This is a genomic window from Mycobacterium xenopi, from assembly GCF_009936235.1.
In the GTDB taxonomy this organism is placed as follows: domain Bacteria; phylum Actinomycetota; class Actinomycetes; order Mycobacteriales; family Mycobacteriaceae; genus Mycobacterium; species Mycobacterium xenopi.
This window is the reverse complement of the sequence record NZ_AP022314.1, coordinates 2,892,057-2,918,664: the sequence shown is the minus strand read 5'-3', so window position 1 is coordinate 2,918,664 and position 26,608 is coordinate 2,892,057. Positions and strand designations below refer to the sequence as shown.

At 66.9% G+C, this 26,608-nt stretch carries 22 protein-coding genes, 3 pseudogenes and 1 riboswitch; of the genes and pseudogenes, 16 read left to right on the top strand and 9 right to left on the bottom strand.

Annotated features, from left to right (window positions below; genetic code table 11):
* Nucleotides 1-2 precede the first annotated feature (2 nt).
* Entirely contained in the window at nt 3-431 is a 429-nt protein-coding gene (locus MYXE_RS13560; RefSeq protein WP_039889935.1) for a PaaI family thioesterase, read from the bottom strand.
* A gap of 58 nt (nt 432-489) precedes the next feature.
* Between MYXE_RS13560 and MYXE_RS13555 the strand changes: the two are divergent.
* The 5 genes and pseudogenes from MYXE_RS13555 (at nt 490) to MYXE_RS13540 (ending at nt 4,488) form a co-directional block, all read left to right on the top strand.
* Nucleotides 490-1,610, top strand: a pseudogene (locus MYXE_RS13555) (NAD(P)H-dependent flavin oxidoreductase).
* Nucleotides 1,607-2,236 (top strand): TetR/AcrR family transcriptional regulator, encoded by a 630-nt coding sequence (locus MYXE_RS13550; RefSeq protein WP_085198417.1) that lies wholly within the window; start codon nt 1,607-1,609, stop codon nt 2,234-2,236. The pseudogene MYXE_RS13555 and the gene MYXE_RS13550 overlap by 4 nt, the downstream one beginning before the upstream one ends.
* Nucleotide 2,237: 1 nt before the next feature.
* Nucleotides 2,238-2,894, top strand: a complete 657-nt coding sequence (locus tag MYXE_RS24550) for a flavin-containing monooxygenase (protein WP_232061614.1) — start codon at nt 2,238-2,240, stop codon at nt 2,892-2,894.
* Nucleotides 2,797-3,678: a flavin-containing monooxygenase gene (locus MYXE_RS24545; RefSeq protein WP_232061613.1), complete on the top strand. Its 882-nt coding sequence runs from the start codon at nt 2,797-2,799 to the stop codon at nt 3,676-3,678. Before MYXE_RS24550 ends, MYXE_RS24545 begins: the two co-directional genes overlap by 98 nt.
* 112 nt (nt 3,679-3,790) lie before the next feature.
* A riboswitch (M-box (ykoK) riboswitch) is annotated at nt 3,791-3,961 on the top strand.
* 278 nt (nt 3,962-4,239) lie between these two features.
* Complete coding sequence (locus MYXE_RS13540) at nt 4,240-4,488, top strand: Rv1535 family protein (RefSeq protein WP_003920292.1); 249 nt, start codon at nt 4,240-4,242, stop codon at nt 4,486-4,488.
* A 145-nt stretch (nt 4,489-4,633) separates the two neighbouring features.
* Here the strand turns inward: MYXE_RS13540 and MYXE_RS13535 are convergent, their stop codons facing one another.
* A complete protein-coding gene (locus MYXE_RS13535) occupies nt 4,634-5,398 on the bottom strand; it encodes a lipase family protein (RefSeq protein WP_085198414.1) in 765 nt (254 codons plus the stop codon).
* Nucleotides 5,399-5,508: 110 nt separating this feature from the next.
* Between MYXE_RS13535 and MYXE_RS13530 the strand changes: the two genes are divergently transcribed.
* The 3 genes from MYXE_RS13530 to MYXE_RS13520 all read left to right on the top strand — a co-directional run bounded on the left by MYXE_RS13530 (nt 5,509) and on the right by MYXE_RS13520 (nt 10,157).
* A complete protein-coding gene (locus tag MYXE_RS13530; RefSeq protein WP_112650172.1) occupies nt 5,509-5,883 on the top strand; it encodes an amino acid-binding protein in 375 nt (124 codons plus the stop codon).
* Between the two features lie 222 nt (nt 5,884-6,105).
* Complete coding sequence (gene ileS, locus MYXE_RS13525; RefSeq protein WP_415624427.1) at nt 6,106-9,240, top strand: isoleucine--tRNA ligase; 3,135 nt, start codon at nt 6,106-6,108, stop codon at nt 9,238-9,240.
* Between the two features lie 74 nt (nt 9,241-9,314).
* Nucleotides 9,315-10,157 carry a DUF559 domain-containing protein gene (locus MYXE_RS13520; RefSeq protein WP_085198411.1) on the top strand — a complete coding sequence of 281 codons (843 nt, stop codon included), beginning with the start codon at nt 9,315-9,317 and terminating at the stop codon, nt 10,155-10,157.
* Between the two features lie 65 nt (nt 10,158-10,222).
* On the opposite strand, the gene MYXE_RS13515 is transcribed toward MYXE_RS13520, so the two are convergent.
* A complete protein-coding gene (locus MYXE_RS13515) occupies nt 10,223-10,789 on the bottom strand; it encodes a class I SAM-dependent methyltransferase (protein ID WP_085198408.1) in 567 nt (188 codons plus the stop codon).
* A 34-nt stretch (nt 10,790-10,823) separates the two neighbouring features.
* On the opposite strand from MYXE_RS13515, the gene MYXE_RS13510 reads away from it, so the two are divergent.
* Complete coding sequence (locus tag MYXE_RS13510) at nt 10,824-12,197, top strand: DNA polymerase IV (protein WP_085198404.1); 1,374 nt, start codon at nt 10,824-10,826, stop codon at nt 12,195-12,197.
* On the opposite strand, the pseudogene MYXE_RS13505 reads toward MYXE_RS13510, so the two are convergent.
* Nucleotides 12,162-13,084: pseudogene (locus MYXE_RS13505) on the bottom strand (asparaginase). The gene MYXE_RS13510 and the pseudogene MYXE_RS13505 sit on opposite strands and share 36 nt — an antisense overlap.
* A gap of 27 nt (nt 13,085-13,111) precedes the next feature.
* Here MYXE_RS13505 and lspA point away from each other — a divergent pair.
* Nucleotides 13,112-13,699, top strand: a complete 588-nt coding sequence (gene lspA, locus MYXE_RS13500; protein WP_003920300.1) for a signal peptidase II — start codon at nt 13,112-13,114, stop codon at nt 13,697-13,699.
* On the top strand, nt 13,699-14,625 hold the full coding sequence (locus MYXE_RS13495) for an RluA family pseudouridine synthase (RefSeq protein ID WP_003920301.1): 927 nt from the start codon (nt 13,699-13,701) through the stop codon (nt 14,623-14,625). The genes lspA and MYXE_RS13495 overlap by 1 nt, the downstream gene beginning before the upstream one ends.
* Here MYXE_RS13495 and MYXE_RS13490 read toward each other — a convergent pair whose 3' ends face one another.
* Nucleotides 14,626-15,378, bottom strand: a complete 753-nt coding sequence (locus MYXE_RS13490) for a class I SAM-dependent methyltransferase (RefSeq protein WP_085198636.1) — start codon at nt 15,376-15,378, stop codon at nt 14,626-14,628.
* Between the two features lie 57 nt (nt 15,379-15,435).
* The gene (locus tag MYXE_RS13485) at nt 15,436-15,843 is read right to left on the bottom strand and encodes a group I truncated hemoglobin (RefSeq protein WP_085198398.1); all 408 of its coding nucleotides are present in this window, start codon (nt 15,841-15,843) and stop codon (nt 15,436-15,438) included.
* Nucleotides 15,844-16,031: 188 nt separating this feature from the next.
* Here MYXE_RS13485 and dnaE point away from each other — a divergent pair, with 188 nt between their 5' ends.
* Together dnaE and MYXE_RS13475 are read left to right on the top strand one after the other, a co-directional pair.
* On the top strand, nt 16,032-19,562 hold the full coding sequence (gene dnaE, locus MYXE_RS13480) for a DNA polymerase III subunit alpha (protein WP_085198395.1): 3,531 nt from the start codon (nt 16,032-16,034) through the stop codon (nt 19,560-19,562).
* A 44-nt stretch (nt 19,563-19,606) separates the two neighbouring features.
* Nucleotides 19,607-20,899, top strand: coding sequence for an HNH endonuclease (locus MYXE_RS13475; RefSeq protein WP_085198392.1), 1,293 nt, complete (start codon nt 19,607-19,609; stop codon nt 20,897-20,899).
* Here the strand turns inward: MYXE_RS13475 and MYXE_RS13470 are convergent.
* Nucleotides 20,896-22,164: a metal-dependent hydrolase family protein gene (locus MYXE_RS13470; protein ID WP_003920307.1), complete on the bottom strand. Its 1,269-nt coding sequence runs from the start codon at nt 22,162-22,164 to the stop codon at nt 20,896-20,898. The two genes, MYXE_RS13475 and MYXE_RS13470, sit on opposite strands and share 4 nt — an antisense overlap.
* A 70-nt stretch (nt 22,165-22,234) precedes the next feature.
* Here MYXE_RS13470 and fadD11 point away from each other — a divergent pair, with 70 nt between their 5' ends.
* Entirely contained in the window at nt 22,235-24,061 is a 1,827-nt protein-coding gene (fadD11, locus tag MYXE_RS13465; protein ID WP_085198389.1) for a fatty acid--CoA ligase FadD11, read from the top strand.
* A gap of 8 nt (nt 24,062-24,069) precedes the next feature.
* Here the strand turns inward: fadD11 and MYXE_RS13460 are convergent, their stop codons facing one another.
* Nucleotides 24,070-24,294: a hypothetical protein gene (locus MYXE_RS13460; protein WP_085198386.1), complete on the bottom strand. Its 225-nt coding sequence runs from the start codon at nt 24,292-24,294 to the stop codon at nt 24,070-24,072.
* A 97-nt stretch (nt 24,295-24,391) separates the two neighbouring features.
* Between MYXE_RS13460 and MYXE_RS13455 the strand changes: the two genes are divergently transcribed.
* Nucleotides 24,392-24,829, top strand: a complete 438-nt coding sequence (locus MYXE_RS13455; RefSeq protein WP_003920310.1) for a nitroreductase family deazaflavin-dependent oxidoreductase — start codon at nt 24,392-24,394, stop codon at nt 24,827-24,829.
* Nucleotides 24,830-24,858: 29 nt separating this feature from the next.
* Nucleotides 24,859-26,138: pseudogene (gene ilvA / locus MYXE_RS13450) on the top strand (threonine ammonia-lyase).
* On the opposite strand, the gene MYXE_RS13445 reads toward ilvA, so the two are convergent.
* On the bottom strand, nt 26,126-26,572 hold the full coding sequence (locus MYXE_RS13445) for a hypothetical protein (RefSeq protein ID WP_174893204.1): 447 nt from the start codon (nt 26,570-26,572) through the stop codon (nt 26,126-26,128). The pseudogene ilvA and the gene MYXE_RS13445 sit on opposite strands and share 13 nt — an antisense overlap.
* Nucleotides 26,573-26,608 lie beyond the last annotated feature (36 nt).

Below are 26,608 nucleotides of genomic sequence, written 5' to 3'. Positions count from 1 at the left end.
GCTCACACGATCCGGTAGGTCTGCACGGCGTGGGCGACGATGTTGCCCTCGGCGTCGGTGGCGGTGATCTCGGTGAAGGTCAGCTCCTTTCGCCGACGCGCGGTGCGGGCATGACATAGCAGGTCGCAGTGCTTGGCTGCCCCGGTGTACTGGATGCTCATCGCGACAGTGGAGGCGCGCATCCCCTTGTCGAAGTCGTGGTTGGACCAGGCGGCCGCGGCGCCGGCGGTGTCCATCACCGACGCGATCACCCCGCCGTGAAAGTAGGTGCCGTCGTTGGTCAGATCCTCCCGAAACGGCAACCGGATGACGACGTCGTCTGGCTCGTAGCGTTCGAACACGATGCCGAGGCCGGCCAGGAACGGCGTGGTCGGCATCAGGTCGCGCACCGCCTGGCGGCGCTTGTGCTGTTGTTCCTCGGTCAAAGCCATGGCCGCACTGTACCGCACGCGATTGACACATCAATCAATAACTCGTAGCGTCGAGGCGATGCGAACCAGGGTCGCCGAACTGCTCGGCGTGGAGTTCCCGATCTGCGCGTTCAGCCACTGCCGTGACGTGGTGGCCGCGGTGTCCAACGCGGGCGGATTCGGCATCCTCGGCGCCGTCGCGCACAGCCCGCAGCGGCTGGAGACCGAGTTGACCTGGATCGAGCAGCAGACCGGCGGCAAGCCCTACGGTGTCGACCTGCTGCTGCCGCCCAAATATGTCGGCGCGGACGCGGGCGGGATCGACGCGCGGCAGGTTCGCGAGCTGCTGCCGCGGGAGCATCGCGCATTCCTCGACGACCTTCTCGACCGCTACGGAATCCGCAGCGAGGCAGGGTCTTTGCCGCCCACCGCGGGACTCAACATTTCGCCCAAGGGCTACCAGCCGTTGCTCGACGTCGCCTTCGACCACGACATTCGGCTGATCGCCAGCGCGCTGGGCCCGCCGCCGCCGGATTTGGTCACCCGTGCCCACGACAACGATGTGCTGGTGGCCGCCCTGGCCGGCACCAAACAGCACGCCCTGCGCCACGCCGCCGCGGGCGTCGACCTGATCGTCGCGCAGGGCACCGAGGCCGGCGGCCACACCGGTGAGGTGGCGACGATGGTGCTGGTGCCCGAGATCGTCGATGCCGTCGACCCGATCCCCGTGTTGGCGGCGGCGGGATCGCCCGCGGCCGCCAGATCGCCGCCGCGTTGGCGCTGGGCGCCGAAGGTGTGTGGTGCGGGTCGGTGTGGCTGACCACTGAGGAAGCCGAGACACCGCCGGTGGTGAAGGACAAGTTCTTGGCCGCCTCGTCGACGGACACCGTGCGGTCTCGGTCGCTGACCGGCAAGCCCGCCCGGATGCTGCGCACCGCCTGGACCGACGAGTGGGAGCGGCCCGGCAGCCCCGAGCCGCTGGGCATGCCGCTGCAAAGCGCGTTGGTCGCCGACCCGCAGCTGCGCATCAACGCCGCCGCCAACCAGCCCGACGCCAAAGCACGTGAACTGGCGACCTACTTCGTCGGCCAGGTGGTGGGATCGCTGGACAAAGTGCAGCCGGCGCGGTCGGTGGTGCTGGACATGGTCTCGGAGTTCATCGACGCCGTCGAGCGCCTCGAGCGGCTGGTCGAGCGGTGAGCGCGCCGACCCGGCGCCGTCGCGCGGTCAGCGACGAGGACAAGTCCGCGCGCCGTGACCAGATCATGGCTGCAGCCAAAAAAGTGTTTGCGCGCAAGGGTTTTCACGCTGCCACCATCGCCGACGTCGCGAAACAGGCCGGGCTAGCCTACGGGTCGGTCTATTGGTATTTCGACTCCAAAGAAGACCTGTTCCACGCGTTGATGGCCGTCGAAGAGCAGGCCTTGCGCAGCCACCTCGCTGCCGCGGTCGAAGCGCCGGGCGGTGACGGCGTCGAGGCGTCGTTTCGTGCAGCCGTGCAGGCCACCTTCGAGTTCTTCGAAACCGACAAAGCCACCGTCAAATTGTTGTTCCGCGACGCCTATGCCCTCGGCGACCGATTCGAAAAGCACCTCGGTGGCATCTATGAACGGTTCATCGACGACATCGAAACGTTCATCGTCGTCGCGCAACAACGCGGCGAGGTGGTGGCGGCGCCGCCGCGGATGGTGGCCTACACCCTGGCTGCGCTGATCGGCCAACTGGCGCACCGGCGGCTTTCCACCGACGACGGCGTCACGGCCGCCGAGGTCGCCGACTTCGTGGTGTCGCTGGTCCTCGACGGGTTGCGACCTCGCAGGGGGTGACGTGCGCTTCGTCATCGTCGGGGCAGGGATGGCGGGAATACTGGCCGCGATCAAACTGCGCGAGGCCGGCTTTGCCGATGTCACGGTGTACGAGAAAGCCGATCGGCTCGGCGGCACCTGGCGAGAAAACACCTACCCGGGAATCGCCTGTGATGTGCCGTCACACCTCTATACCTACACGTTTGCGCCCAACCCGGACTGGAGCCACACGTTCGCGCCCGGCCCGGAGATCCTCGCCTACTTCGACAGCGTCGCGCACCGCCACGGCGTCGACAAGCTGATCCGCTACGGCCGCGAAGTACGTCGCCTGGACTACATCGAAAACCGTTGGCGAATAACAACTTCCACCGGAGAACCCGACGTAGCCGACGTCGTCATCGCTGCTACGGGCGTGCTGCATCACCCGCGCTATCCCGACATCGACGGGCTGGACCGGTTTGCCGGCAGGGTTTTCCACAGCTCTCGCTGGGACCACAGCGTCTCGCTTGGCGACACACGGCTCGGCGTGATCGGCACCGGCTCCTCGGCGGTGCAGATCGTCGGCGCCGTGACCGAACACCGTGGCAGGGCTGCGCCTGTTCCAGCGCACCCCGCAATGGATCCTGCCGGTGCAAAACCCGCCGATCGACGAGGCGGACCGGACCCGATACCGCGCTGATCCGTCGGTGTTGACCGCGCTGCGCGACGAGCTGAACAGTGGGTTCGTCCAAAGCTTCGCCAACGCGGTCGTCGACGCCGACTCGCCGCAGCTGAAGCAGCTGCAGCAGGCCGCCCGCGCCAACCTCGAGGACAACGTCGCCGACCCTGTGCTGCGAGAGAAGCTGCGGCCCGACTACCGGGCCGGGTGTAAACGGTTGATCATCTCGCCCAACTTCTACGACGCCATCCAGCGGCCCAACGCCCGCCTGGTCACCGAGCCGATCGCCCGCGTGGAGCCCGAGGGAGTCCGCACCGTCGACGGCGAGCTGCACCGGCTGGATGTGTTGGTGCTGGCTACGGGGTTTCGGGTGGACCGCTTTCTGCGGCCGATCCAGGTGGTCGGCCGCGACGGGGTGCGCCTCGACGACGTGTGGGCGCAGCGTCCGTTCGCCTACCTGTCGGTGTCGGTACCGAACTTTCCCAATTTATTCATGCTCAACGGTCCCAACGGGCCGGTCGGTAACTTCTCGCTGATCGATGTGGCCGAGGCGCAATTCGCCTACCTCATGCAGCTCATCGAGGCACTGGGCGACGGCCGCTACCGCACGATCAGCGCCAGTACCGAGGCCACCGCACGCTTCGAGGACGCGAGGGCCAGGGCGTCGGCGAAGACGGTCTGGGTGACCGGCTGCCGAAGTTGGTATCTCGATGACCGCGGGTTGCCGGCCGTGTGGCCGTGGAGCTTCACGCGGTTCCGCGAGGTCATGGCACGCCCTGAGCTGGCCGACTACGACCTCGTGTAGCAGCGCATCAGCGCTGGGGAAGTGGCGTGTCCGAAAAGATACCGTCAATTCACCGACACGATGGCCGGGATTAAATTGACCCGCTCAAGTTGTTGGTGCATCATCGGAAGGGCAAGCACCTCGTTAGGTGAGGCGGCTACACGGATATAGGCCACTGACCCTGAACGTCGAGAGACGCCCCGGGTCAGGACAGCTCCTCCCGGCTTAAGGGTTGAGCCCAAGTGGCTTCCGGTCCTACCGGACACGCCGTGTGGTGCCGAAGCTCTAGCGAGAGGGGTGCGGTCTCCGACGTTCGTCGGGTTCTGTACTCCTGCAGTGCACGTGGATCGTGCGGGTGATCCGCACCTGGCGTCGCCGTGAGGAGGTGAGGGACGAATGAGTTCCAGTGAGAGTCCGGACCGATATAGGGGTCCTGTTTCGTCCCGATCCGGTCCCCGGCACGCCGCCTCCGGCTGAATCGGCTCGACGCGCGCGTTGCCCCAGAGCAGAGACCTGCTCGGAACCGCGGGACGGAACAGCGAGTCCAAATATGACCGCTTGATTTCCGCCTAGGAGGCAACCATGACCGCTGTTCTGTACGACGAGGTGGTGACGACAGCACCCGCCCCCCGGCTGACGGCAGCTCCCAAGCTGACCGTGGCCCCCGCGCCGAAGGAAGCCGCGCCGAAGAAGGCGTCGCGGCGCATCGACTCCGACCCCTTCGGTGGCGGCGACCCGTTGGTCACCGGGGCTGCTCGTCTGTTGAGCATTCCGCTGCGTCACCTATACGCAGCGCTGTGGCGGGTTGGGGTGCTCGAGGTCGGGGCGTAGTCCGATGACTGCCGAGCAATCCTCTCACCCAAGCCTCTAGTTGCCAGGTCGCTGACTGTTTGTCGGGCGGCCTGGCAACTTGCGTATTCGCGGGACGCGGCGCGCCGGTCATCATTGGTTGCCTCCATGATCGGTGCGTCGCGTCCTAGGCAGATGCCGCGGCGATGAGTGCGGTCAACCCGTCCCGGTAGGCCGTCAAACTGTGGCGCCAGGCGACGTCGATCGCCCCGCCGCTGTCGACGTCGATCTCCACCCCGACATGCACGTACGGTGACGGCGGCACGTGCGGCACGATGTCGAGGAAATTCACCACCCGATAACAACTTTCGATCGCAGCGTTGAACGCGGCCGCGAAGTCGCTCAACCCGACCCGCGGGCCGGCGAAGGTGACGAGTCGCGGCTCGATGGTGTTCGGCGGCATGTTGCGGCAGATGTCCGGCGCGGCCAGCACAGCCAGCGCGGCGCCCAGACTGTGCCCAGTGACCAGAATCTGGTCGGTCCCAGCAGTGGCCGCAGCCAGGTTGGCGGCGACGCTTTCGCGGACCAACTCATAGACCTGCTGGAAGCCGGCATGGACGTGCCCGAATCCCGCGATCGGGAGGTAGGGCTGGGGAAGGGCATCGATGTCAGCCAGCCAATCCGCCAGATCCGCGCTGCCGCGAAACGACACGAACGCGGTGCGGCTGGCCGGGTTATGACCCAACAGGCCGAAGAGGTCGGTGTCCTTGGTCATCGCGGTCACCGCGGGGTGCGGATCGGTCATCGCGGTCAGCGCAGCGCCGTCGGCGCGGATCAATGCGGTTTTCACGAATCCAGTCGGCAAGACCGCGGGACTACCGCTGAGCACGCTGTAGGCGGCCGCCGCCAACGGCAGGGCCACGTCGCGAGCGAACAACGCGTCGAAGGCCACACGCCGCAGTCTAGGAACGCAGCGCCGGCGCGGCCCGGGAAATCGCGGCAACAACGATGGCTCTGCGCAGTAGCGTTGACATGCTGGGCGCGGCACGAAGGGAGCGGGTCATGGCGACCGATCTGACGCTCTATCTTGACGACGAGCCGGGGGAGCTGGCCAGGGTCGGCGACGTGCTCGGCAAAGCGGGCGTCAACATCGCCGGGCTGTGTGCGCTCAGCAGCGGTGGCGGCCAGTCCGAAGTGCACATCCTGGTTCACGACGCCACACCGGCCTTCGAAGCGCTACAGGGGGCCGGAATCAAGATCGTCGAAGAGCAGGAAGTCATCGTCCTCGACATCGAAGACCGGCCAGGCGCCCTCGCCGAGGTGGTCCACAAGCTCGGCGACGCAAAGGTCAACTTGGAGACCGCTTACCTGGCCACCCACACCCGTCTCGTGTTGGGCGCGGATAACCTCGCCGACGCGAAGGCGGCCCTGGGCTGATTTGCCGCGATTCGGCGAACCCCTAGAATTTTGAGCATCGGCGTCGATCCGGCCATCACCGGGGAGCCTTCGGAAGAACAGGCCCAGCCGGCGTGCGGGCCCCAGTAGAACCGAACGGGTAGGCCCGTCATAGCCGCCAACGAGTGGTCGCGCCCAGGCGCGGCAAGCGGGGTGGTACCGCGGCGCTCGCGCATCGGCGCGGCGTCGTCCCCGGGCCTGACAATGGCACAGGAGACGACGCAAGTGAGCGAGCACAGCTATCCCAAACTGGGCAGCGGGGCACCCGACTTCCCGGCGTTGGAAGCCGAGGTTCTCGACTACTGGGCGCGCGACGACACCTTCCGCGCCAGCATCGCCCGCCGCGCGGAGGCCGAAGAATACGTGTTCTACGACGGGCCGCCGTTCGCCAACGGCCTCCCGCACTACGGGCATCTGCTCACCGGCTACGTCAAAGACATCGTGCCCCGGTATCGGACCATGCGCGGCTACAAGGTGGAGCGCCGTTTCGGCTGGGACACCCACGGGCTGCCGGCCGAACTCGAAGTCGAGCGCCAGCTCGGCATCACCGACAAATCGCAGATCGACGCGATGGGCGTTGCGGCATTCAACGAAGCCTGCCGCGAATCGGTGTCGCGCTACACCGACGAATGGCGCGCCTACGTCACCCGTCAAGCCCGGTGGGTGGACTTCGACAACGACTACAAGACGCTCGACCTGCCCTACATGGAGTCGGTGATCTGGGCGTTCAAGCAGCTGTGGGACAAGGGCCTGGTTTACGAGGGTTACCGCGTACTGCCGTATTGCTGGCGTGATGAAACGCCGCTGTCCAACCACGAGCTGCGGATGGACGACGACGTCTACCAGAGCCGCCAAGACCCGGCCATCACAGTCGGATTCGCCGTGCCCGACGGCGAATTGGCGGGCACATACCTGCTGGTGTGGACGACGACACCGTGGACGTTGCCGTCCAACCAGGCGGTCGCCGTCAACCCCGACGTGACCTACGTGCAGGTGCGGGCAGGGGAGCGGCGCTATGTGCTGGCCGAGGGCCGGCTGGGTGCTTACGCGCGGGAACTCGGCGACGAACCCGAGGTGCTGGGCCGCTATCGCGGCGCGGATCTGCTGGGCCAGCGCTACCTGCCGCCGTTCGCCTATTTCATGGACTCGCCCAAGGCTTTTCGGGTGCTGGCCGGCGACTTCGTCACCACCGAGGACGGCACCGGGATCGTGCACCTGGCACCGGCCTACGGCGAGGACGACATGGCGGTCGCCGACGAGGTGGGCATCGCGGCGGTGACCCCGGTCGATTCCAACGGACGCTTCGACGCCACCGTGCCCGACTACCAGGGCCAGCACGTCTTCGACGCCAACGCGCACATCATCCGCGACCTGAAAAACGGCACCGGCCCCGCCGCCGCCAACGGCGCGGTGCTGCTGCGCCACGACACCTACGAGCACCCCTACCCGCACTGCTGGCGCTGCCGCAACCCGCTGATCTACCGGGCGGTGTCGTCGTGGTTTGTCAAGGTCACCGAATTCCGGGACCGCATGGTTGAACTCAACCAGCAGATCACCTGGTATCCCGAACACGTCAAGGACGGCCAGTTCGGCAACTGGCTGCAAGGCGCGCGTGACTGGTCGATCTCGCGAAACCGTTACTGGGGCACCCCGATTCCGGTGTGGGTCTCCGACGACCCGGCCTACCGGCGGATCGACGTCTACGGCAGCCTCGACGAGTTGGAGCGCGACTTCGGTGTGCGCCCGGACAATCTGCACCGGCCCTACATCGACGAGCTCGTCCGGCCCAATCCCGACGACCCCAGCGGGCGGTCGACGATGCGGCGCATCCCCGATGTGTTCGACGTATGGTTCGACTCGGGGTCGATGCCCTACGCGCAAGTGCATTATCCGTTCGAGAACCGCGCCTGGTTCGAAACCCACTATCCCGGCGACTTCATCGTCGAGTACATCGGGCAGACCCGCGGCTGGTTCTACACGCTGCACGTGCTAGCCACGGCGCTGTTCGACCGCCCTGCATTCAAAACCTGTGTGGCCCACGGGATTGTGTTGGGCTACGACGGCCAAAAAATGAGCAAGTCGTTGCGTAATTATCCCGACGTCAACGAGGTGTTCGACCGTGACGGGTCCGATGCGATGCGGTGGTTTTTGATGTCGTCGCCGATCCTGCGCGGCGGCAACCTCATCGTGACCGAACCGGGCATCCGCGAGGGCGTGCGTCAGGTGATGCTGCCGTTCTGGAACGCCTACAGCTTCCTGGCCTTATACGCACCGAAAGTCGGGAACTGGCGCACCGATTCGTCGCATGTATTGGACCGCTACATCCTGGCCAAGCTGGCCGCGCTACGTGACTACCTGACCGAGGCGATGGATGTCTACGACATCGCCGGTGCCTGCGAACAGCTGCGCCAATTCACCGAGGCGTTGACGAATTGGTATGTGCGGCGCTCCCGACAGCGGTTCTGGGATGAAGACGCCGACGCCATCGACACGTTGCACACCGTGCTGGAGGTCACCGCCCGGCTGGCCGCTCCGCTGCTGCCGCTGACCACCGAGGTGATCTGGCGCGGTATCACCGGCGAGCGTTCGGTGCATCTGACCGACTGGCCCTCGGCCGACGCGCTGCCCGCCGACGCCGAGCTGGTCGCTACCATGGACCAAGTCCGCGAGGTGTGCTCGGCGGCGTCGTCGCTGCGCAAGGCCAAAAAGCTGCGAGTGCGGCTGCCGTTGCCGAAACTGACTGTGGCAGTGCCAGATCCGCAGCGGCTGGAACCGTTCAGCGGACTGATCGCCGACGAGCTCAACGTCAAGCAGGTCGAGCTGACCGACGCCGTCGACACCTATGGGCGCTTCGAACTCACCGTCAACGCGCGGGTGGCCGGGCCGCGGCTGGGCAAGCAGGTGCAGGCCGCCATCAAGGCCGTCAAGGCCGGTGAGGGCGTCGTCAACCCCGACGGCACCCTCACCGCGGGCCCGGCCGTGCTGCAACCCGACGAATACAGCTCACGGCTGGTGGCCACCGACCCCGAATTCACCGCTGCGCTGCCCGACGGCGCCGGGCTGGTGGTGCTGGACGCCGCGGTGACACCCGAATTGGAAGCCGAAGGCTGGGCCAAAGACCGCATCCGTGAACTGCAAGAGTTGCGCAAGTCGACCGGTCTCGACGTGTCCGACCGGATCAGCGTGGTGATGTCGGTACCGGCCGAACGCGCCGACTGGGCTCGCACCCATCGCGAGCTGATCGCCCGCGAAATCCTGGCGACCAGTTTCGAATTCGGCGAGCCGCCCGACGGTGTGGAAATCGGTGACGGCGTCCGGGTCGCGATCTCTAAACTCTGACCCGCGAAAGTGCATTCCACGACGCATTTCTCGACTACACGCGTCGATCGTTGCACTTTCGCGGAGGGGGGATTATGGCGACCACACCGTTCGTCGGCACCGAAGCACTCCGCGCGGGAAAGGTAACTGAACGTGAGCTGCGGCGGTCCTGCACGCGTATCTACCGCAACGTCTACCAGCGTCAGGACGCCGAGCTCACCGCGCGAGATCGCGCGATCGCCGCATGGCTGTGGTCGGGCAAGAAGGCGGTCGTTGCCGGCAACTCTGCGGCCGCACTACTCGGTGCGAAGTGGGTCGACCCGCACGAGCCCGCCGAACTGATCACCGATCGCAAGCGCCCGCCGCCGCTGATCATCACCCGCAACGAGACGCTGCTGTGCGGCGAGACCACGTCGGTCGACGGTGTTGCCGTGACGTCGCCCGCTCGCACCGCGTTCGACATTGGGCGGCGTCCCGGTTTCCAGACGGCCGCCATTCGCATCGATGCTTTGGCGCAAGCCACCGGGATGAGCATCAGTGAAGTTCAGCCGCTGATCGACATCCATCGTGGCGCTCGCGGCATCAAACAGCTGCGACGCGTGCTCCCGTTGGTCGACGCCGGCGCCGAGTCACCGCAGGAGACACGGACACGACTGGTACTGATCGCGGGTGGTCTGCCCAGGCCGCAGACCCAGATCGTGGTGGGCAAGTACCGCATCGACATGGGTTGGGAGGAATGGCGCGTCGGCGTGGAATACGACGGCCCTCAACACTGGACCGACCCATGGATCCGCGCTAACGACATCGAGCGCACGGTCAAACTCGAGCGCTTGGGCTGGCGGCTGGTACGGGTGAGCTCCGAAATGTTGCGGCACCGTCCACACGTCATCGTCGCGCGGGCCCGAGAGGCGCTTCACGCCGCGGGATGCCCACTCTAGAGCCGCGAAAGTGCAACTGCCGACGCATTTCTCGAGTAGGCCTGTCGGCAGTTGCATTTTCGCGGCTAAGGCTTGACCGCGCGCCAGCGCATGCGGCCGCCGCGGGAGTCGACGTCGATGTCGCGAAAACCCGCGGCTTGTAACCGATTCGGCAGGGTATGGGGTGACACCGGGTTACAGGTGTCGCGGAAATGCAAAATCCGGAATAAAATCGACGCCGCGCTGTCGCTGCCGGCGAACACCCCGCCGGGCCGCAGCACCCGGAACGCTTCGGTGAACAGGCGGTCTTGCAATGCCGCGGTCGGGATGTGGTGCAGCATGGTGAAGCACACCACCGAGCTGAAATTGTCGGCCGGCAAGCCGGTGTCAGTGCCGTCGCCGTGGATGATCCGTGCCCGGTCACCGTAGGTGGCGCGCAGCCGCTCGGCCATCGCCTGGTCGATCTCGACGGCGGCGTAGCGTGCGGCTTTGTCGATCAGCACCCGGATGTTGGCGCCGTAGCCAGGTCCGATCTCCAGCACGTCGTCGCCGAGATCCACATCGGCCAGAACCCATGGCAGCAGCCGGTTCTCGACCGCCTTGAAGTAGCGGTTGGAGCTGCAGCACACCCGGTGACACAGATTCATCGCCATGGGTTTTGAGGCTATAGCAATAGCATCTGCGGTTGTGGACTCCCGTTGGGTGCTGCACCTGGACATGGACGCGTTCTTCGCCTCCGTCGAGCAGCTCACCCGTCCCACCCTGCGGGGCCGGCCGGTGCTGGTCGGTGGGCTGGGCGGCCGGGGTGTGGTGGCCGGCGCCAGCTACGAAGCGCGGACGTTCGGTGCCCGCTCGGCGATGCCGATGCACCAGGCGCGCCGGCTGGTGGGTATCCACGCGGTGGTGTTGCCGCCGCGCGGCGTGGTGTACGGGGTGGCCAGTCGGCGTGTCTTCGACACGGTGCGCGCAGCGGTGGCCGTTGTCGAACAGCTTTCCTACGACGAGGGATTCGCAGAACCCCCCGAGCTCGCCGGCGCCTCGGTCGTCGACGTCGAGCGGTTCTGCGAGGACTTGCGGCGACGGGTGCGCGAGGAGACCGGCCTTATCGCCTCGGTCGGCGCCGGGTCGGGCAAGCAGATCGCCAAGATCGCTTCCGGGTTGGCCAAACCCGACGGCGTGCGGGTGATCCGGCGCGCCGACGAACGGGCGTTGCTGGCCGGGTTGCCGGTGCGACGGCTGTGGGGCATCGGTCCGGTGGCCGAGGAGAAGCTGCACCGGCTCGGCATCGAAACGATCGGCCAGCTGGCCGCGCTCACCGAAGCCGAGGTGGCCAACATCTTGGGGGCGACAATCGGGCCCGCGCTGCACCGGCTGGCCCGCGGCATCGACGACCGCCCGGTGGCCGAACGCGCCGAAGCCAAGCAGATCAGCGCCGAGTCCACCTTCCCGGCCGACCTGACCACACTCGACCAGCTGGGGGAGGCGATCGGACCGATCGCCGAGCATGCGCATCAACGCCTCATCCGCGACGGGCGGGGAGCGCGCACTGTCACGGTGAAGTTGAAGAAGTCCGACATGAGCACGCTGACCCGCTCGGCGACGCTACCCTACGGCACCACCGATGCCGCCGCATTGGTCGCGGTGGCCCGGCGGCTGCTGCTCGACCCGCGCGAGATTGGGCCAATTCGCTTACTGGGAGTGGGGTTTTCGGGTTTGACCGAGATACGCCAAGAGTCGCTGTTTTCCGACCTGGACCTGTTTGGTGTGATGTCGGCGCCCGATCAGCGCGTCGACACCTCCGCCGAGATGGCACAGACGGCGGCCTGGCGGATCGGCGACGACGTGAAGCACCGCGAACTGGGCCACGGCTGGGTTCAGGGCGCCGGGCACGGCGTGGTCACCGTGCGGTTCGAGACCCGCAGCTCCGGGCCCGGACCGGCGCGCACATTTCCCGTCGACAGCGGCGAGCTCAGCCCCGCCAATCCGGTCGACAGCCTCGACTGGCCGGAGTATGTGGCGGCGTTGTCAGAGCAGGCGGTCGATGACGTCGCCGACCGGTAGCTTCGCGGCCAGCGCCGCCATCAGCAGCACCCGCACCTGGCTCGGCGCCAGCCCGGGCACCATCACCGCGCCGGCTTCGACCAGGTCATGGCCCGGGCCGTAGCCCGGCCGAACCCGCCCCCGGCAACCCGGGTCGACACCGCGACCACGATGCCGTCGCGGCAGTGGCGGCGCACTCCGTCGACCACCGCCGCTGCGGCATTGCCCGAACCCAGTGCCTCCAGCACCACCCCGCGGGCGCCGGCGGCCACGCAGGCGTCCAGCGCCACCGCGTCGCTGCCTGCGTAGGCCGCCACGATGTCCACGCGCGGTGCTGCGGCAGCGCGCAGGTCTCCCAGGTAAGGCCGAGTCGTGGGCACGGTCACGGTCACCTCGCCATGGGCGACGACGCCCAGCGGCGCGCCGGCGAACCCGTCGCGGGTGGCCACCTTGTACAGGCCCAACGACTGCAACACCCGCCCCCCGAAGCACACCACCACGCCAAGGCCGCGCGCCTCGGGGCACCGTGCTACCGCCACCGCGTCACGCAGATTGGCCGGACCATCGGCCTCGGGGTCGTCGGCGCTGCGCAGCGCGCCGGTCAACACCACCGGCACCGGGCCGGCATAGGTCAGGTCCAACCACAGCGCCGTCTCCTCGAGCGTGTCGGTGCCGTGCGTGACGACCACGCCGTCAGCACCACCGTCGGCCGCCGCTTGGACCGCGTCGCGGATCCGGTCCCAATCGGCCGGCGTCAGCCGCGAGCTGTCGAGCGCCATCAGCTCGACGACGTCGACGTCGAGCCCGGCCGTCAGCTCGGCGCCGCCGCGGGTCGGCCGCCGTATTCCGTCGGGGTCGCTGCTGCTGGCGATCGTTCCCCCGGTGGTGACGACGGCAACGCGGCCCATGCTGGGATGTTAGGGGATGATGTAGGCGTGCCCGAGGAACCAACGCGGTCGGCTGAGCCGGTGACGGCGGGAGACTCTGACGCCGCCGCGCCGCCGCGGCGGCTGCGCCTGCTGCTGTCGGTGGCCGCGGTGGTGCTGGTACTCGACATCGTCACCAAGGTGCTCGCTGTCGAACTGCTGACCCCCGGACAGCCGGTGTCGATCATCGGCGACACCGTCACCTGGACGTTGGTGCGCAATTCCGGGGCGGCGTTCTCGATGGCGACGGGATACACCTGGCTGTTGACGGTGATCGCGACCGGTGTCGTGGTCGGCATCTTCTGGATGGGGCGACGGCTGGTGTCGCCGTGGTGGGCCATCGGCCTGGGCATGATTCTGGGCGGGGCGACGGGCAACCTGGTCGACCGGTTCTTCCGGTCCCCCGGACCGCTGCGCGGTCATGTCGTGGATTTCCTGTCGATCGGCTGGTGGCCGGTGTTCAACGTCGCCGACCCGTCGGTGGTGGGCGGGGCGATCTTGCTGGTCGCGCTGTCGGTGTTCGGCTATGACTTCGACACTGTGGGCAGGCGCAAGCGCGAGGTTTCCCGGGCACCGCGTGAGGCCGACCAACCCTGATGCGCCACCGCTCGATGCCGGTCCCGGAGGGATTGGCGGGCATGCGTGTCGACGCGGGCCTCGCGCGTCTGCTGGGCCTGTCGCGGACCGCCGCCGCCGCGCTGGCCGAAGACGGCGGGGTCGAGTTGGACGGCGTGGTGGTTGGCAAATCCGACCGGCTGACCCCGGGTGCCCTGCTGCATGTGCGGCTGCCCGAGGCATCGCCCCCGCTGCAAAACACGCCGGTTGCGATCGAGGGCATGACGATCCTGTATGCCGACGACGACATCGTCGCGGTCGACAAGCCGCCCGGGGTGGCCGCGCATGCCACGGTGGGTTGGACCGGGCCGACGGTGCTCGGTGGCTTGGCCGCCGCTGGTTACCGGATCACCACGTCAGGCATCCACGAGCGGCAGGGCATCGTGCATCGCCTTGACGTCGGCACCTCAGGGGTGATGGTGGTGGCGCTGTCCGACCGCGCCTACACCGTGCTGAAACGCGCGTTCAAACAGCGCACCGTCGACAAGCGCTACCACGCGCTGGTGCAAGGACATCCGGATCCCTCCAGCGGGACCATCGACGCCCCGATCGGCCGGCATCGCAGCCACGACTGGAAGTTCGCCGTCACCAAACACGGCCGGCACAGTCTCACCCATTACGACACCATCGAAGCGTTCGTTGCCGCCAGCCTGCTCGACGTGCACCTGGAAACCGGTCGCACTCACCAGATCCGGGTGCATTTCGCGGCGCTGCATCACCCTTGTTGCGGCGACCTGACCTACGGCGCGGACCCCAAGCTCGCGAAAAAGCTTGGGCTGGAGCGTCAATGGCTGCACGCGAGGTCACTGTCGTTCGCACACCCGGCCGACGGCCGGCAGATCGAGATCGTCAGTCCCTACCCGCCGGATCTGCAGCATGCGCTGGACGTGTTGCGGGCCGAGGGGTGATCACGGCGGTTTGCGTGCTTCGACGAGCACTCGCGTGGAATACGTGACGAAAGGCCCGTCGGCTTCGATGCGGTCATGCAAGTCGCGCAGCCGCTGGTGATAGCGGTCGACGCTGAAGTCGGGCACCGCCCAGATCACCTTGCGCAGAAAGTAGATGACCGCACCGACGTCGAAGAACTCCACCCGCAGGCGTTCCATGCGCAGGTCGACGATCTGCAGGCCGGCCGCTTGGGCCTGGGTGTTCCAGTCGTCCGGGTAGCGCGGGGCCGCTGGCTGGGGTCCGCGGAAGAACTCGACCAGCTCACGTACGCTTGCCGGACCGATGTGCTGGGCCAAGTACGTGCCGCCCGGCCTTAGCACCCGCGCGATTTCCGTCCACCACACCGCGATGGGATGGCGGCTGGTCACCAAGTCGAATGCCTCGTCGGCGAACGGCAGCGGCGGCTCGTCGCGCGTAGCGACCACCACCACCCCGCGCGGGTGTAAGCGCCGGGTGGCCAGTGCAGCGTTGGGTGGCCACGACTCGGTGGCGGCCATGGTCGGCGGGAACGTGGCCGCCCCGGCCAATACTTCTCCGCCACCGGTCTGCAGGTCGACGGCGGCTGACGCCCGGGCCAACCGCTGGCTCATCAGCCGCTGATAACCCCACGACGGGCGTTCCTCGGTCCCGCGACCATCCAGCCAGGAGAAGTCCCAGCCCTCGACGGGCGCCGCCGCGGCCTGGGCCACCAGGTCGTCGAAGCTTCGGGGCATGCAGGCATTGTGGCCGATGCCGATCGGCACCCGCCCGCTGCGGCGCGTGGCGAGGTGTCAGACGCGTGCTGGCTCGGCGTCGGAGGCGATGTCGCTGGCCAGCGGTGCCACCACGGCAAGAATTTCTGCCACCGTCTTGTCGGGCACGCCCGCCGCGGTGAGCGAATCGCTCAAGTGTCCCGCCACCAGGTTGAAGTGGTGCATGGTGATCCCGCGGCCCTTATGAGCCTGCTTCATCGAGACACCCGTATAGGGCAGCGGGCCGCCGAGCGCTGCGGCAAGGAACTCGGCTTGTTTGCCCTTCAGCCGATTGACGTTGGTCCCGGCGAAGAAGCCGGCCAGCTGCGCATCGGCAAGCACCCGCGAATAGAAGTCCTCGACCACCACTTCGATCGCCTCATGGCCGCCGATGCGGTCGTAGATAGATCGCGCCTTGCGCGTGCGGAATCGTGGCAGCATTCCCATATCCCCAGGGGACCATTGCGGCGTTGCCCATCCGTTAGCGCGCCATCACGGCGCGATTACTCGACGTAACAACACGATTGCCGGTGACTCACCGACCTGCACGCCGGCTCATCGCGACCACACGTCACGACACTCCCGGGCGACACGCCGAACCGGTGTCGGTGGGCGGCCATAGACTGGCGTCTGCGATGACTGGCTCCTTCGTGCACCTGCATAACCACACCGAGTACTCGATGCTGGACGGTGCCGCGAAGATCAGCCCGATGCTGGCCGAGGCGCAGCGCCTGGGCATGTCGGCCATCGGGATGACCGACCACGGAAACATGTTCGGCGCCAGCGAGTTCTACAACGCATGCACCGAAGCCGGGATCAAGCCGATCATCGGGGTCGAGGCCTATGTCGCGCCCGGCTCACGGTTCGACTCGCGGCGGGTGTTCTGGGGCGATCCGGCGCAGAAGGGCGACGACGTCTCAGGCAGCGGGTCCTACACCCACCTGACCATGATCGCCGAAAACGCCGCCGGGCTGCGCAACCTGTTCAAGCTGACGTCGCTGGCGTCGTTCGAGGGCCAGTTGGGCAAATGGTCGCGGATGGACGCCGAGCTGATCGCCGAGCACGCCGGCGGCATCATCGCCACCACCGGCTGCCCCTCCGGTGAGGTGCAGACCCGGCTGCGGCTCGGCCAGGACCGGGAGGCGCTGGAGTCGGCCGCCCGGTGGCGGGAGATCTTCGGCCCGGACAACTATTTCCTGGAGCTGATGGACCACGGGCTGACCATCGAGCGACGGGTCCGCGACGGGCTGCTCGAGATCGGCCGCAAGCTCGGTATCGCGCCGCTGGCCACCAACGACTGCCACTACGTCACTCGCGACGCCGCGCACAACCACGAGGCGCTGCTGTGCGTGCAGACCGGCAAAACCCTGTCGGATCCGACTCGGTTCAAGTTCGAAGGCGACGGCTATTACCTGAAGTCGGCCGCCGAGATGCGGGCGATCTGGGACGACGCCGTGCCCGGGGCCTGCGACACCACGCTGCTGATCGCCGAGCGGGTGGGCTCGTATGCCGAGGTGTGGACACCGCGCAACCGGATGCCGGTTTTCCCGGTGCCCGACGGACACGACCAGGCGTCGTGGCTGCGTCACGAGGTCGAGGCCGGGCTGGCTCGCCGGTTCCCGGACGGGATACCGCCCGGATATGCCGAGCGGGCCGCCTACGAGATCGAAGTCATCTGCGCCAAGGGCTTTCCGTCCTACTTCCTGATCGTGGCCGACCTGGTCAACTACGCCCGTTCGGTGAACATCCGGGTCGGGCCGGGCCGCGGCTCGGCGGCCGGTTCGCTGGTCGCGTACGCGTTGGGCATCACCGACATCGACCCGATCCCGCACGGACTGCTGTTCGAGCGGTTCCTCAACCCCGAGCGCACGTCGATGCCCGACATCGACATCGACTTCGACGATCGCCGCCGCGGCGAGATGGTTCGATACGCCGCCGACAAGTGGGGCCATGACCGGGTCGCCCAGGTGATCACATTCGGCACCATCAAAACCAAAGCAGCGCTGAAGGATTCGGCGCGAATCCACTACGGCCAGCCAGGTTTCGCGATCGCCGACCGGATCACCAAGGCCCTGCCGCCGCCGATCATGGCCAAAGATATTCCGCTGTCGGGAATCACCGATCCCAACCACGAGCGGTACAAGGAAGCCGCCGAGGTGCGGGGGTTGATCGACACCGACCCCGACGTGCGCACCATCTACGAGACCGCCCGCGGGCTGGAAGGTCTGATCCGCAACGCGGGGGTGCACGCCTGCGCGGTGATCATGAGCAGCGAACCGCTCACCGACGCCATCCCGCTGTGGAAGCGCCCCCAGGACGGCGCGATCATCACCGGCTGGGACTATCCGGCGTGCGAGGAAATCGGGCTGCTGAAAATGGATTTCCTCGGCCTGCGCAACCTGACGATCATCGGCGACGCGATCGAGAACATCAAGGCCAACAGGGGAATCGACGTCGACCTGGAATCTGTGCCGCTCGACGACCCGGCCACCTACGCGCTGCTGGGCCGCGGCGACACGCTCGGTGTCTTCCAACTCGACGGCGGCCCCATGCGGGACCTGCTGCGGCGCATGCAGCCCACCGGCTTCGAAGACGTCGTCGCGGTGATCGCGCTGTATCGGCCCGGGCCCATGGGCATGAACGCCCACAACGACTACGCCGACCGCAAGAACGGCCGCCAGCCCATCACACCGATCCACCCCGAACTCGCCCAGCCGTTGCAGGAGATCCTGGCCGAGACGTACGGCTTGATCGTCTACCAAGAGCAGATCATGCGGATCGCGCAGAAGGTTGCGGGCTATTCGCTGGCCCAAGCCGACATTCTGCGAAAAGCCATGGGCAAGAAGAAAGCTGACGTTCTGGCCGCCGAATACGAAAGCTTCGCGGCGGGCATGCGTGCCAACGGATTCTCGAGCGGGGCGATCAAGGCGCTGTGGGACACCATCTTGCCGTTCGCCGACTACGCGTTCAACAAGTCGCATGCCGCCGGATATGCGATGGTGTCTTATTGGACCGCCTACTTGAAGGCCAACTACCCGGCCGAATACATGGCCGGGCTCTTGACCTCGGTTGGCGACGACAAGGACAAAGCCGCGGTCTACCTGGCCGATTGCCGCAAGCTGGGCATCACGGTGCTGCCGCCCGACGTCAACGAGTCGGGTTTGAACTTCGCGTCGGTGGGCACCGACATCCGCTACGGGCTCGGCGCAGTGCGCAACGTCGGTGCGAATGTTGTTGCCTCGCTGCTCAAGACCCGCACCGAGAAGGGTAAGTTCACCGACTTCTCCGACTACTTGAACAAGATCGACATCGCGGCGTGCAACAAGAAGGTCACCGAATCGCTGATCAAAGCCGGCGCGTTCGATTCGCTGGGCCACCCCCGTAAGGGCTTGTTCCTGGTGCACACGGATGCTGTCGACGCGGTACTGGGCACCAAGAAGGCCGAGGCGATGGGCCAGTTCGACCTGTTCGGCGGCACCGACACGGCCACCGACGCGGTGTTCAGCGTCAAAGTGCCCGACGAGGAGTGGGACGACAAGCACAAGCTGGCGTTGGAGCGCGAAATGCTGGGGCTATACGTGTCCGGGCATCCGCTCAACGGGGTGGCGCATCTGCTGGCCACCCAGGTGGACACCGCCATCCCGGCGATCCTCGACGGCGACGTCCCCAACGAAGCTCCGGTGCGGGTCGGCGGCATCCTGGCATCGGTGAACCGCCGGGTGAACAAGAACGGAATGCCTTGGGCATCAGCGCAACTAGAAGACCTCACCGGTGGCATCGAGGTGATGTTCTTCCCGCACACCTACTCCAGCTATGGTGCCGACATCGTCGACGATGCCGTGGTGGTGATCAACGCTCGAGTGAAAGTCCAAGACGATCGGATCTGCTTGGTCGCCAACGACCTTGTGGTGCCGGACTTTTCGAATGTGCAGCCGGTGCGGCCACTGGAAGTGAGCCTCCCCACCCGCCAATGCACAGCCGACAAGGTCAATGCGCTCAAGCAAGTCCTGGCCCGGCATCCCGGGACTTCGCAGGTGCATCTGCGGCTGCTTAGCGGAGACCGGGTCACGACGTTGGAGCTGGACTCCTCGCTTCGGGTGACACCGTCCCCGGCGTTGATGGGTGACCTTAAGGCGCTGCTCGGCCCAGGGTGCTTGGGCGCCTAACCAGGCCGGACGGACTTGTCAGACCCCTCTGTTACAACGAAGCCATGCTCGATTGGCAAGCGGTGGCGTCCGCGGCGGCGGTGATCGACCCAGACTGCGATGAGCCGGCGCTGATCGAGCGCATCGCCGCGCTGGAGCGGCTCAAGGCGGCCGCATCAGCCGGTCAGGCACGGGCAGCTGCCGCGTTGGACGCGGCGCGGCGGCTCGCCGAGACCGCGACGGGGGTACCGGCGGCGCGTCGCGGTCGTGGCGTGGCGACGGAAGTAGCTTTGGCGCGCCGCGATTCACCGGTTCGCGGCAGTCGGCATCTCGGCTTCGCCAAGGCACTGGTCAACGAGATGCCGCACACCTTGGCAGCGTTGGAGCGCGGAATCCTGTCCGAATGGCGGGCCACCCTCATCGTCCGCGAGAGTGCCTGCCTAGACGTCGATGACCGGCGCGCCCTCGACGCCGAGCTGTGCGCTGACGCTGCCGCTTTGGACGGGATGGGCGATGCGCGGATAGCGTACGCCGCCAAGGCAATCGCCTACCGGCTCGATCCACGCGCGGTCGTCGAGCGGGCAGCGAAGGCGGAAGGCGAGCGGACGGTCACCATCCGTCCGGCACCCGACACCATGACGTATCTGACCGCGTTGCTGCCGGTCGCTCAGGGCGTCTCGGTGTACGCGGCGCTGCGCCGGGCAGCCGATACCACGTTCGACGGCCGTACCCGTGGCCAGGTGATGGCCGACACCTTGATCGAGCGTGTCACCGGACGCAGCGCGGCGAGTGCCACGCCAATCGCAGTCAACCTGGTGTTGTCGGATGAGACGCTCCTGGGCGGTGCAAACAGCCCCGGAGATCTGTGCGGCTACGGCCCCATCCCGGCTGCCGTTGCACGCGGCCTGGTGTCGGCCGCGGTAACTGACCGGCGGTCCCGGGCCACATTGCGGCGCCTGTACGCCCATCCCCGCTCCGGGGCACTAGTGGCGATGGAGTCGCGGGCACGACTGTTTCCCCGCGGGCTGGCCGCCTTCATCGGTCTGCGTGACCAGCGTTGTCGCACCCCGTATTGCGACGCTCCGATCAGGCACCGCGACCACGCGCAACCGCACGCTCGCGCCGGTCCCACCACGGCGGATAACGGGCTGGGATCCTGCGAACGGTGCAACTACACGAAGGAGTCTGCGGGCTGGCGAGTCATCGCTGCAGCCGACGAAACGGGAAGGCACACAGCGGAATTCACGACACCAACGGGACACCGGTATCGGTCGAAGGCGCCGCAGCGCACACTGACCGTGACGGTGAGCGAGATTGAGGCGCGGGTCGGTATCATGCTGGCACGCCATGTCGCCTAACAGGCGGTTGCGACCCGCGCCTCGCGCTTGCCGGCCGGATCCTTATAGATGACGCCCTCTTTCATCACGAGGTCCACTTGACCAGTGACTTCGATATCGGTGAACGGGTCGCCCGGCATCGCAATCAGATCGGCGATCTTGCCTTCGGCGATCACTCCCAGGTCGTCGAGCTGAAGTAGCTCCGCCGCTACGCTGGTGGCAGCCTGTAGTGCGCGCAGCGGGCTGATCCCGGTGGACACCATCGTCGGGAACTCGCGCCAATTGTCTTGGTGCGGGAACATTCCGGCGTCGGTGCCGAAAGCGATACGGACATTGCTTGCCGCGACGCGCTCGGCGGCGTCCAGCAACGCGCCCCGATATTTGCGGGCTTTGCGCTTCGCGTATTCGGGCATGGCCGCCCACACCGGATCGTCCTCGCCGCGTCGGGCGCCGGAGACGATCGCGTACTGCGTCGGCACCAGAAACACCCCGGCGTCTTCCATCATCCGCAATGTGTCGGCCGACGCCAGGTTTCCGTGTTCGATGCTGCGCACCCCGGCACGCACGGCGCGCTGGATGCCTTCGTCGCCGTAGCTGTGCGGCGTGACCGGCACACCGAGATCCGCCGCTGTGGCCACCAACACGTCCATTTCTTCCTGGCTGTAGGTGGCCTGGCCGGGATCGTCGGAGGGAGACGCGAAACCGCCGGTGGCGGCGAACTTGATCCAATCCGCGCCGGCGCGGATCTCTTGGCGCACCCGGGTGCGGATCTCGTCGCACCCGTCGGCCGCCGCCAATTCCAGCGCCCGCGAGGGGCCTTGATATTCGTCGGCGACCATTCCGCTGAAGTCGCCGTGACCGCCGCGCGCCGATATCATGTGCGGCGCCACCAGCATCCGCGGACCCACCACGGTGCCGGCCGCCACAGCATCGCGCAGATCGACGGTCGGGTAATCGAGGTCTGCACAGGCTAGGTCGCGCACGGTGGTGAACCCGTTCATGAGCAAGGTCTGCAGCACCGGCAAAGATTTCAACGCCTTCGCGACGCTCGAGGCGGTCGCCACCGCGGGGCCGAGCGGCGGCGCCAACGTCACGTGCACGTGGCAATCCATAAATCCGGGCGTCAGGGTATGCCCCGGCAAGTTGATCACCTGCGTTTGTGCGGGCGGCTCGATCGTGTCGGCGATCCGCTGGATGCGGCCGTCGGCCACCAGCACCTGACGGGGCGTCGGCGCATCGGAGCGTCCATCCCACACGTTGGCACCAGTGATCAGGATCGTTGCCATGTCGGCGAACCTACTCCACGGCCTGTCAGGTCTGTGCTCAGATGAGGTAGGCACACAAAGGAGGACGAAAATGACGTTGGCAGAGCGCCCCACCACGATGTGCGAGGCGTTTCAGCGCACCGCCGCAATCGATCCGGGTGCCGTAGCACTCCGAACGCCCGGCGGCCACCAGACGTTGACCTGGCGAGACTACGCGGCCCAGGTACGTCGGGTCGCGGCCGGGCTGGCCGGGCTGGGCGTACGGCGTGGCGACACGGTGTCGCTGATGATGGCGAACCGGATCGAGTTTTACCCGTTGGAAGTCGGTGCGCAGCATGTCGGCGCGACCTCGTTCTCGGTGTACAACACACTGCCCGCCGAACAGTTGACCTACCTGTTCGACAACGCCGGCACCAAGCTGGTGATATGCGAGCAACAATACGTCGACCGGATTCGCGCCAGCGGCGCCCAACTCGAGCACATTGTCTGCATTGACGGCTCACCGGAGGGCACCCTGTCCGTGGACGACCTCTACGCCGCCGCGCCGACTGACTTTGACTTCGAATCCACCTGGCGCGCAGTGCAACCCGACGACATCGTCACGCTTATCTACACCTCGGGCACGACGGGCAACCCCAAGGGCGTGGAGATGACGCATGCCAACCTGATGTTCGAGGCCTCAGCGCTGCAAGATGTTCTCGGTGTGCGCTTCGGTGACCGGATCACCTCGTTTTTGCCCTCGGCGCACATCGCCGACCGGATGATGGCGTTGTACAACCAGGAGGTGTTCGGCGTGCAGGTCACCGTGGTGTCTGATGCCAGGGCGATCGCGGCGGCGCTGCCCGACACCCGGCCGACCATTTGGGGTGCCGTCCCGCGGGTATGGGAAAAGCTCAAAGCGGCAATAGAATTCGCTGTCACACATGAGCCGGACGAGACCAAGCGGCAGGCGTTGCAGTGGGGTATGTCGGTGGCGGCGAAACGCGCGGCCGCGCTGCTGGCCGGTGAACCGATGTCCGACGAGCTGGCCGCCGAATGGGCTAAGGCCGACGAGCTGGTGCTCTCGAAGCTTCGGGAGCGCCTGGGCTTTGGAGAGCTGCGCTGGGCGGTCTCGGGTGCGGCGCCGATCCCGAAGGAGACCCTGGGCTTCTTCGCCGGCATCGGCATCCCGATCAGCGAAGTGTGGGGGATGTCGGAGCTGAGCTGCGTGGCGAGCGTCAGCCACCCGCGCGACGCCCGGTTGGGCACGGTCGGCAAGTTGTTGCCCGGGCTGGAGGGCAAGATCGCCGACGACGGTGAGTTTCTGGTGCGCGGCCCACTGGTGATGAAGGGCTACCGCAAAGAGCCCGCCAAGACCGCCGAGGCTATCGACGCCGACGGCTGGCTGCACACCGGCGACATCCTCGACATGGACTCCGACGGCTACCTGCGGGTGGTCGACCGCAAGAAGGAGTTGATCATCAACGCGGCCGGCAAGAACATGTCGCCGGCCAACATCGAAAACGCGATCCTGGCCGCGTGCCCGATGATCGGGGCGATGGTCACCATCGGCGACGGGCGGCCCTACAACACCGCGTTGCTGGTCTTCGACGCCGACTCGGTTGGACCCCTGGCGGCCCAGCACGGGCTGTCCGACGCGTCTCCGGCAGCGCTGGCAGCCCACCCGGATGTGATCGCGCAGATTGCCGCGGGGGTGGCCGAGGGCAACGCCAAGTTGTCGCGGGTCGAGCAGATCAAGCGTTTCCGGGTGTTGCCGACAGTGTGGGAGCCGGGTGGTGAGGAGATGACGCTGACGATGAAGCTCAAACGCCGCCCCATCGCCGAGAAATACGCCGCCGAGATCGAGGAGCTCTACGCGGAGCAGCCGGGTCCGCACGTCCACGAACCCGCTGCCGCGCCCACCGCACAACCCGCGTGAAATAGCGCCTACTGGCGCGGCTGTTGCAGCGCCTTGAGCACCACGCCCACGCTCACGGAAACCCCGGCGGCGGCGAGGACGGACGGCGCCACGCTGGCGGTCAACACCGCGACGAGCAGCAAGGTGGCAAAGCCGGCGATCAGTGCCACGGCCTTGTATCGGGGCCATGGCACACCGGCAACCAGCATCTCGTCGGCAGCGACCAACGACCGTAACTGCTGTGCAGTCGTCACAAATTAAAGGTAGCGCTTACTTGTTTTTTCGGCCAACCGAAACACTGGATCTGGCGGCACAAGTCATCGCGGGCCCACCAGCCCTTAAGGTGTCGATATGCCGCTTTCAGGTGAATACGCACCCAGCCCGCTCGACTGGTCCCGCGAGCAAGCCGAGAAGTACATGGCCTCTGGCGGGGCCGAGGGCACCGAGCTGCAGGGAAAGCCCGTTGTCCTGCTGACCACGGTCGGAGCCAAAACCGGCAAACTCCGCAAGACTCCGCTGATGCGGGTTGAACATGACGGCCAATACGCGATCGTCGCCTCGCTGGGCGGTGCCCCGAAGCACCCCGTGTGGTACCACAACGTCAAGAAGAACCCGCGGGTGGAGCTGCAGGACGGCCCGGTCACCAGGGACTACGAGGCGCGCGAGGTATTCGGCGACGAAAAGGCGCTCTGGTGGGAACGTGCGGTGCGGGTCTGGCCGGACTACGCCAAGTATCAGGCCAGGACCGATCGCCAGATTCCGGTGTTCGTGCTGACCCCGGTCGGCTGAACTGCCTGTTGAATGGCACCATGAACCCGGTGTCCGCCGAACTCAGCCAAGAGCCCAGCGCCCCGCCGCTGTCCGCGGCGGACATCGACGCTGCGGCCAAGCGGATCGCTCCTGTCGTCGCACCCACCCCACTGCAGCTGTGCGAGCGATTGTCGGAGGCCACTGGGGCGACGGTTTACCTCAAACGCGAGGATCTGCAGTCGGTGCGCTCCTACAAGCTGCGTGGCGCCTACAACCTGCTGGTGCAGCTTTCCGAGGACGAGATCGCGGCGGGTGTGGTGTGCTCGTCGGCCGGCAACCACGCCCAGGGCTTTGCCTACGCCTGTCGCGCGCTGGGGGTTCGCGGCCGGGTCTACGTGCCGGCCAAGACGCCTAAGCAGAAGAAGGACCGGATTCGCTACCACGGCGGAGAATTCGTCGAGCTGATCGTCGGCGGCTCGACATACGACATGGCGGCCGAGGCGGCGCTCGCCGACGTGGCGCGCACTGGTGCCACACTGGTGCCGCCGTATGACGATGTGCGCACCATCGCTGGTCAGGGCACCATCGCCGTCGAACTACTCGACCAGCTCGACGTCGAGCCTGACCTGGTGGTGGTTCCGGTGGGCGGCGGCGGATGCGTGGCCGGCATCGCGACCTATCTGGCGGAGCGGACGGCCAACACCTCGGTGCTCGGTGTTGAACCGGCGGCGCCGCCGCGATGATGGCCGCGCTGGCGGCGGGCGAGCCGGTGACGTTGGACCACGTGGACCAGTTCGTCGACGGCGCGGCGGTGAATCGGGCGGGAACGCTGACCTACGCGGCGCTGGCGGCCGCCGGTGACATGGTGTCGATCACCGCGGTCGACGAGGGCGCGGTGTGCACCGCGATGCTCGATCTCTACCAGCACGAGGGCATCATCGCCGAGCCGGCGGGCGCGTTGTCGGTCGCGGGCCTGCTGGAAGCCGACATTGAGCCAGGGTCGACGGTGGTGTGCTTGATCTCGGGGGGCAACAACGACGTCTCCCGCTACGGGGAGATCCTCGAGCGCTCGCTGGTCCACCTCGGCCTCAAGCACTACTTCCTGGTCGACTTTCCTCAGGAACCTGGCGCGCTGCGCCGTTTCCTCGACCAGGTGCTGGGACCCAACGACGACATCACGCTGTTCGAGTACGTCAAGCGCAACAACCGGGAAACCGGCGAGGCGCTGGTCGGCATCGAACTGGGCTCAGCCGCCGAGCTCGACGGGCTGCTGGCGCGAATGCGGGCCACCGACCTGCACATCGAAGTGCTCGAGCCCGGCTCACCGGCGTACCGCTACTTGCTGTGACGACGCTTCGGCTCGCGGAAGCAGGCGATCCCATCAGGCAGCGGGGTGGTGCGGTTCGTGTGCCCGTCGATCTGGACGAGCGCCTCGTCGTTGGCCCGGAATATCGGCTCGAGCGGCACGCCAAACCGTTCGGCCGTTTCCGTCAGCGACTTCGCCCACACCCGGTCGCCGGTCGAGATCGGGCCCCGCCCCGGCCCGGTCAGCAGCAGCGCGACAGTGGTTTTGGACGCCATGTCGTCGAGCAGCGTGCGCAATGCCGACATCAGCTTCCTGAGCATCCGGCCCTGTGGACGCGGGCCGATCGGCACCTGGCTGAGCACCTTGGTGAGCCGACGGTCCGGTCCGACAAAGGCGAACCACAGCAGCTTTTCGCCAAACCCCAGTGGTCCCATGAGCGCGCGCCATCGCTGGCGCAAATCGGCGGCCGACTGCACCGGGTCGGTCGCCGTGGCAACAGGTGGCGTAGGCAG

Bases quoted from the DNA above. Each gene is read 5' to 3' on its own strand.
- MYXE_RS13475 (WP_085198392.1), top strand. From the start codon at position 19,607: ATGCTCGATTGGCAAGCGGTGGCGTCCGCGGCGGCGGTGATCGACCCA.
- MYXE_RS13560 (WP_039889935.1), bottom strand. From the start codon at position 431: ATGGCTTTGACCGAGGAACAACAGCACAAGCGCCGCCAGGCGGTGCGC.
- MYXE_RS13540 (WP_003920292.1), top strand. From the start codon at position 4,240: ATGACCGCTGTTCTGTACGACGAGGTGGTGACGACAGCACCCGCCCCC.
- MYXE_RS13455 (WP_003920310.1), top strand. From the start codon at position 24,392: ATGCCGCTTTCAGGTGAATACGCACCCAGCCCGCTCGACTGGTCCCGC.
- MYXE_RS13470 (WP_003920307.1), bottom strand. From the start codon at position 22,164: ATGGCAACGATCCTGATCACTGGTGCCAACGTGTGGGATGGACGCTCC.
- MYXE_RS13490 (WP_085198636.1), bottom strand. From the start codon at position 15,378: ATGCCCCGAAGCTTCGACGACCTGGTGGCCCAGGCCGCGGCGGCGCCC.
- MYXE_RS13485 (WP_085198398.1), bottom strand. From the start codon at position 15,843: ATGGGAATGCTGCCACGATTCCGCACGCGCAAGGCGCGATCTATCTAC.
- MYXE_RS13520 (WP_085198411.1), top strand. From the start codon at position 9,315: ATGGCGACCACACCGTTCGTCGGCACCGAAGCACTCCGCGCGGGAAAG.
- ileS (WP_415624427.1), top strand. From the start codon at position 6,106: ATGGCACAGGAGACGACGCAAGTGAGCGAGCACAGCTATCCCAAACTG.
- MYXE_RS13515 (WP_085198408.1), bottom strand. From the start codon at position 10,789: ATGGCGATGAATCTGTGTCACCGGGTGTGCTGCAGCTCCAACCGCTAC.
- fadD11 (WP_085198389.1), top strand. From the start codon at position 22,235: ATGACGTTGGCAGAGCGCCCCACCACGATGTGCGAGGCGTTTCAGCGC.
- dnaE (WP_085198395.1), top strand. From the start codon at position 16,032: ATGACTGGCTCCTTCGTGCACCTGCATAACCACACCGAGTACTCGATG.
- MYXE_RS13495 (WP_003920301.1), top strand. From the start codon at position 13,699: ATGCGCCACCGCTCGATGCCGGTCCCGGAGGGATTGGCGGGCATGCGT.
- MYXE_RS13530 (WP_112650172.1), top strand. From the start codon at position 5,509: ATGGCGACCGATCTGACGCTCTATCTTGACGACGAGCCGGGGGAGCTG.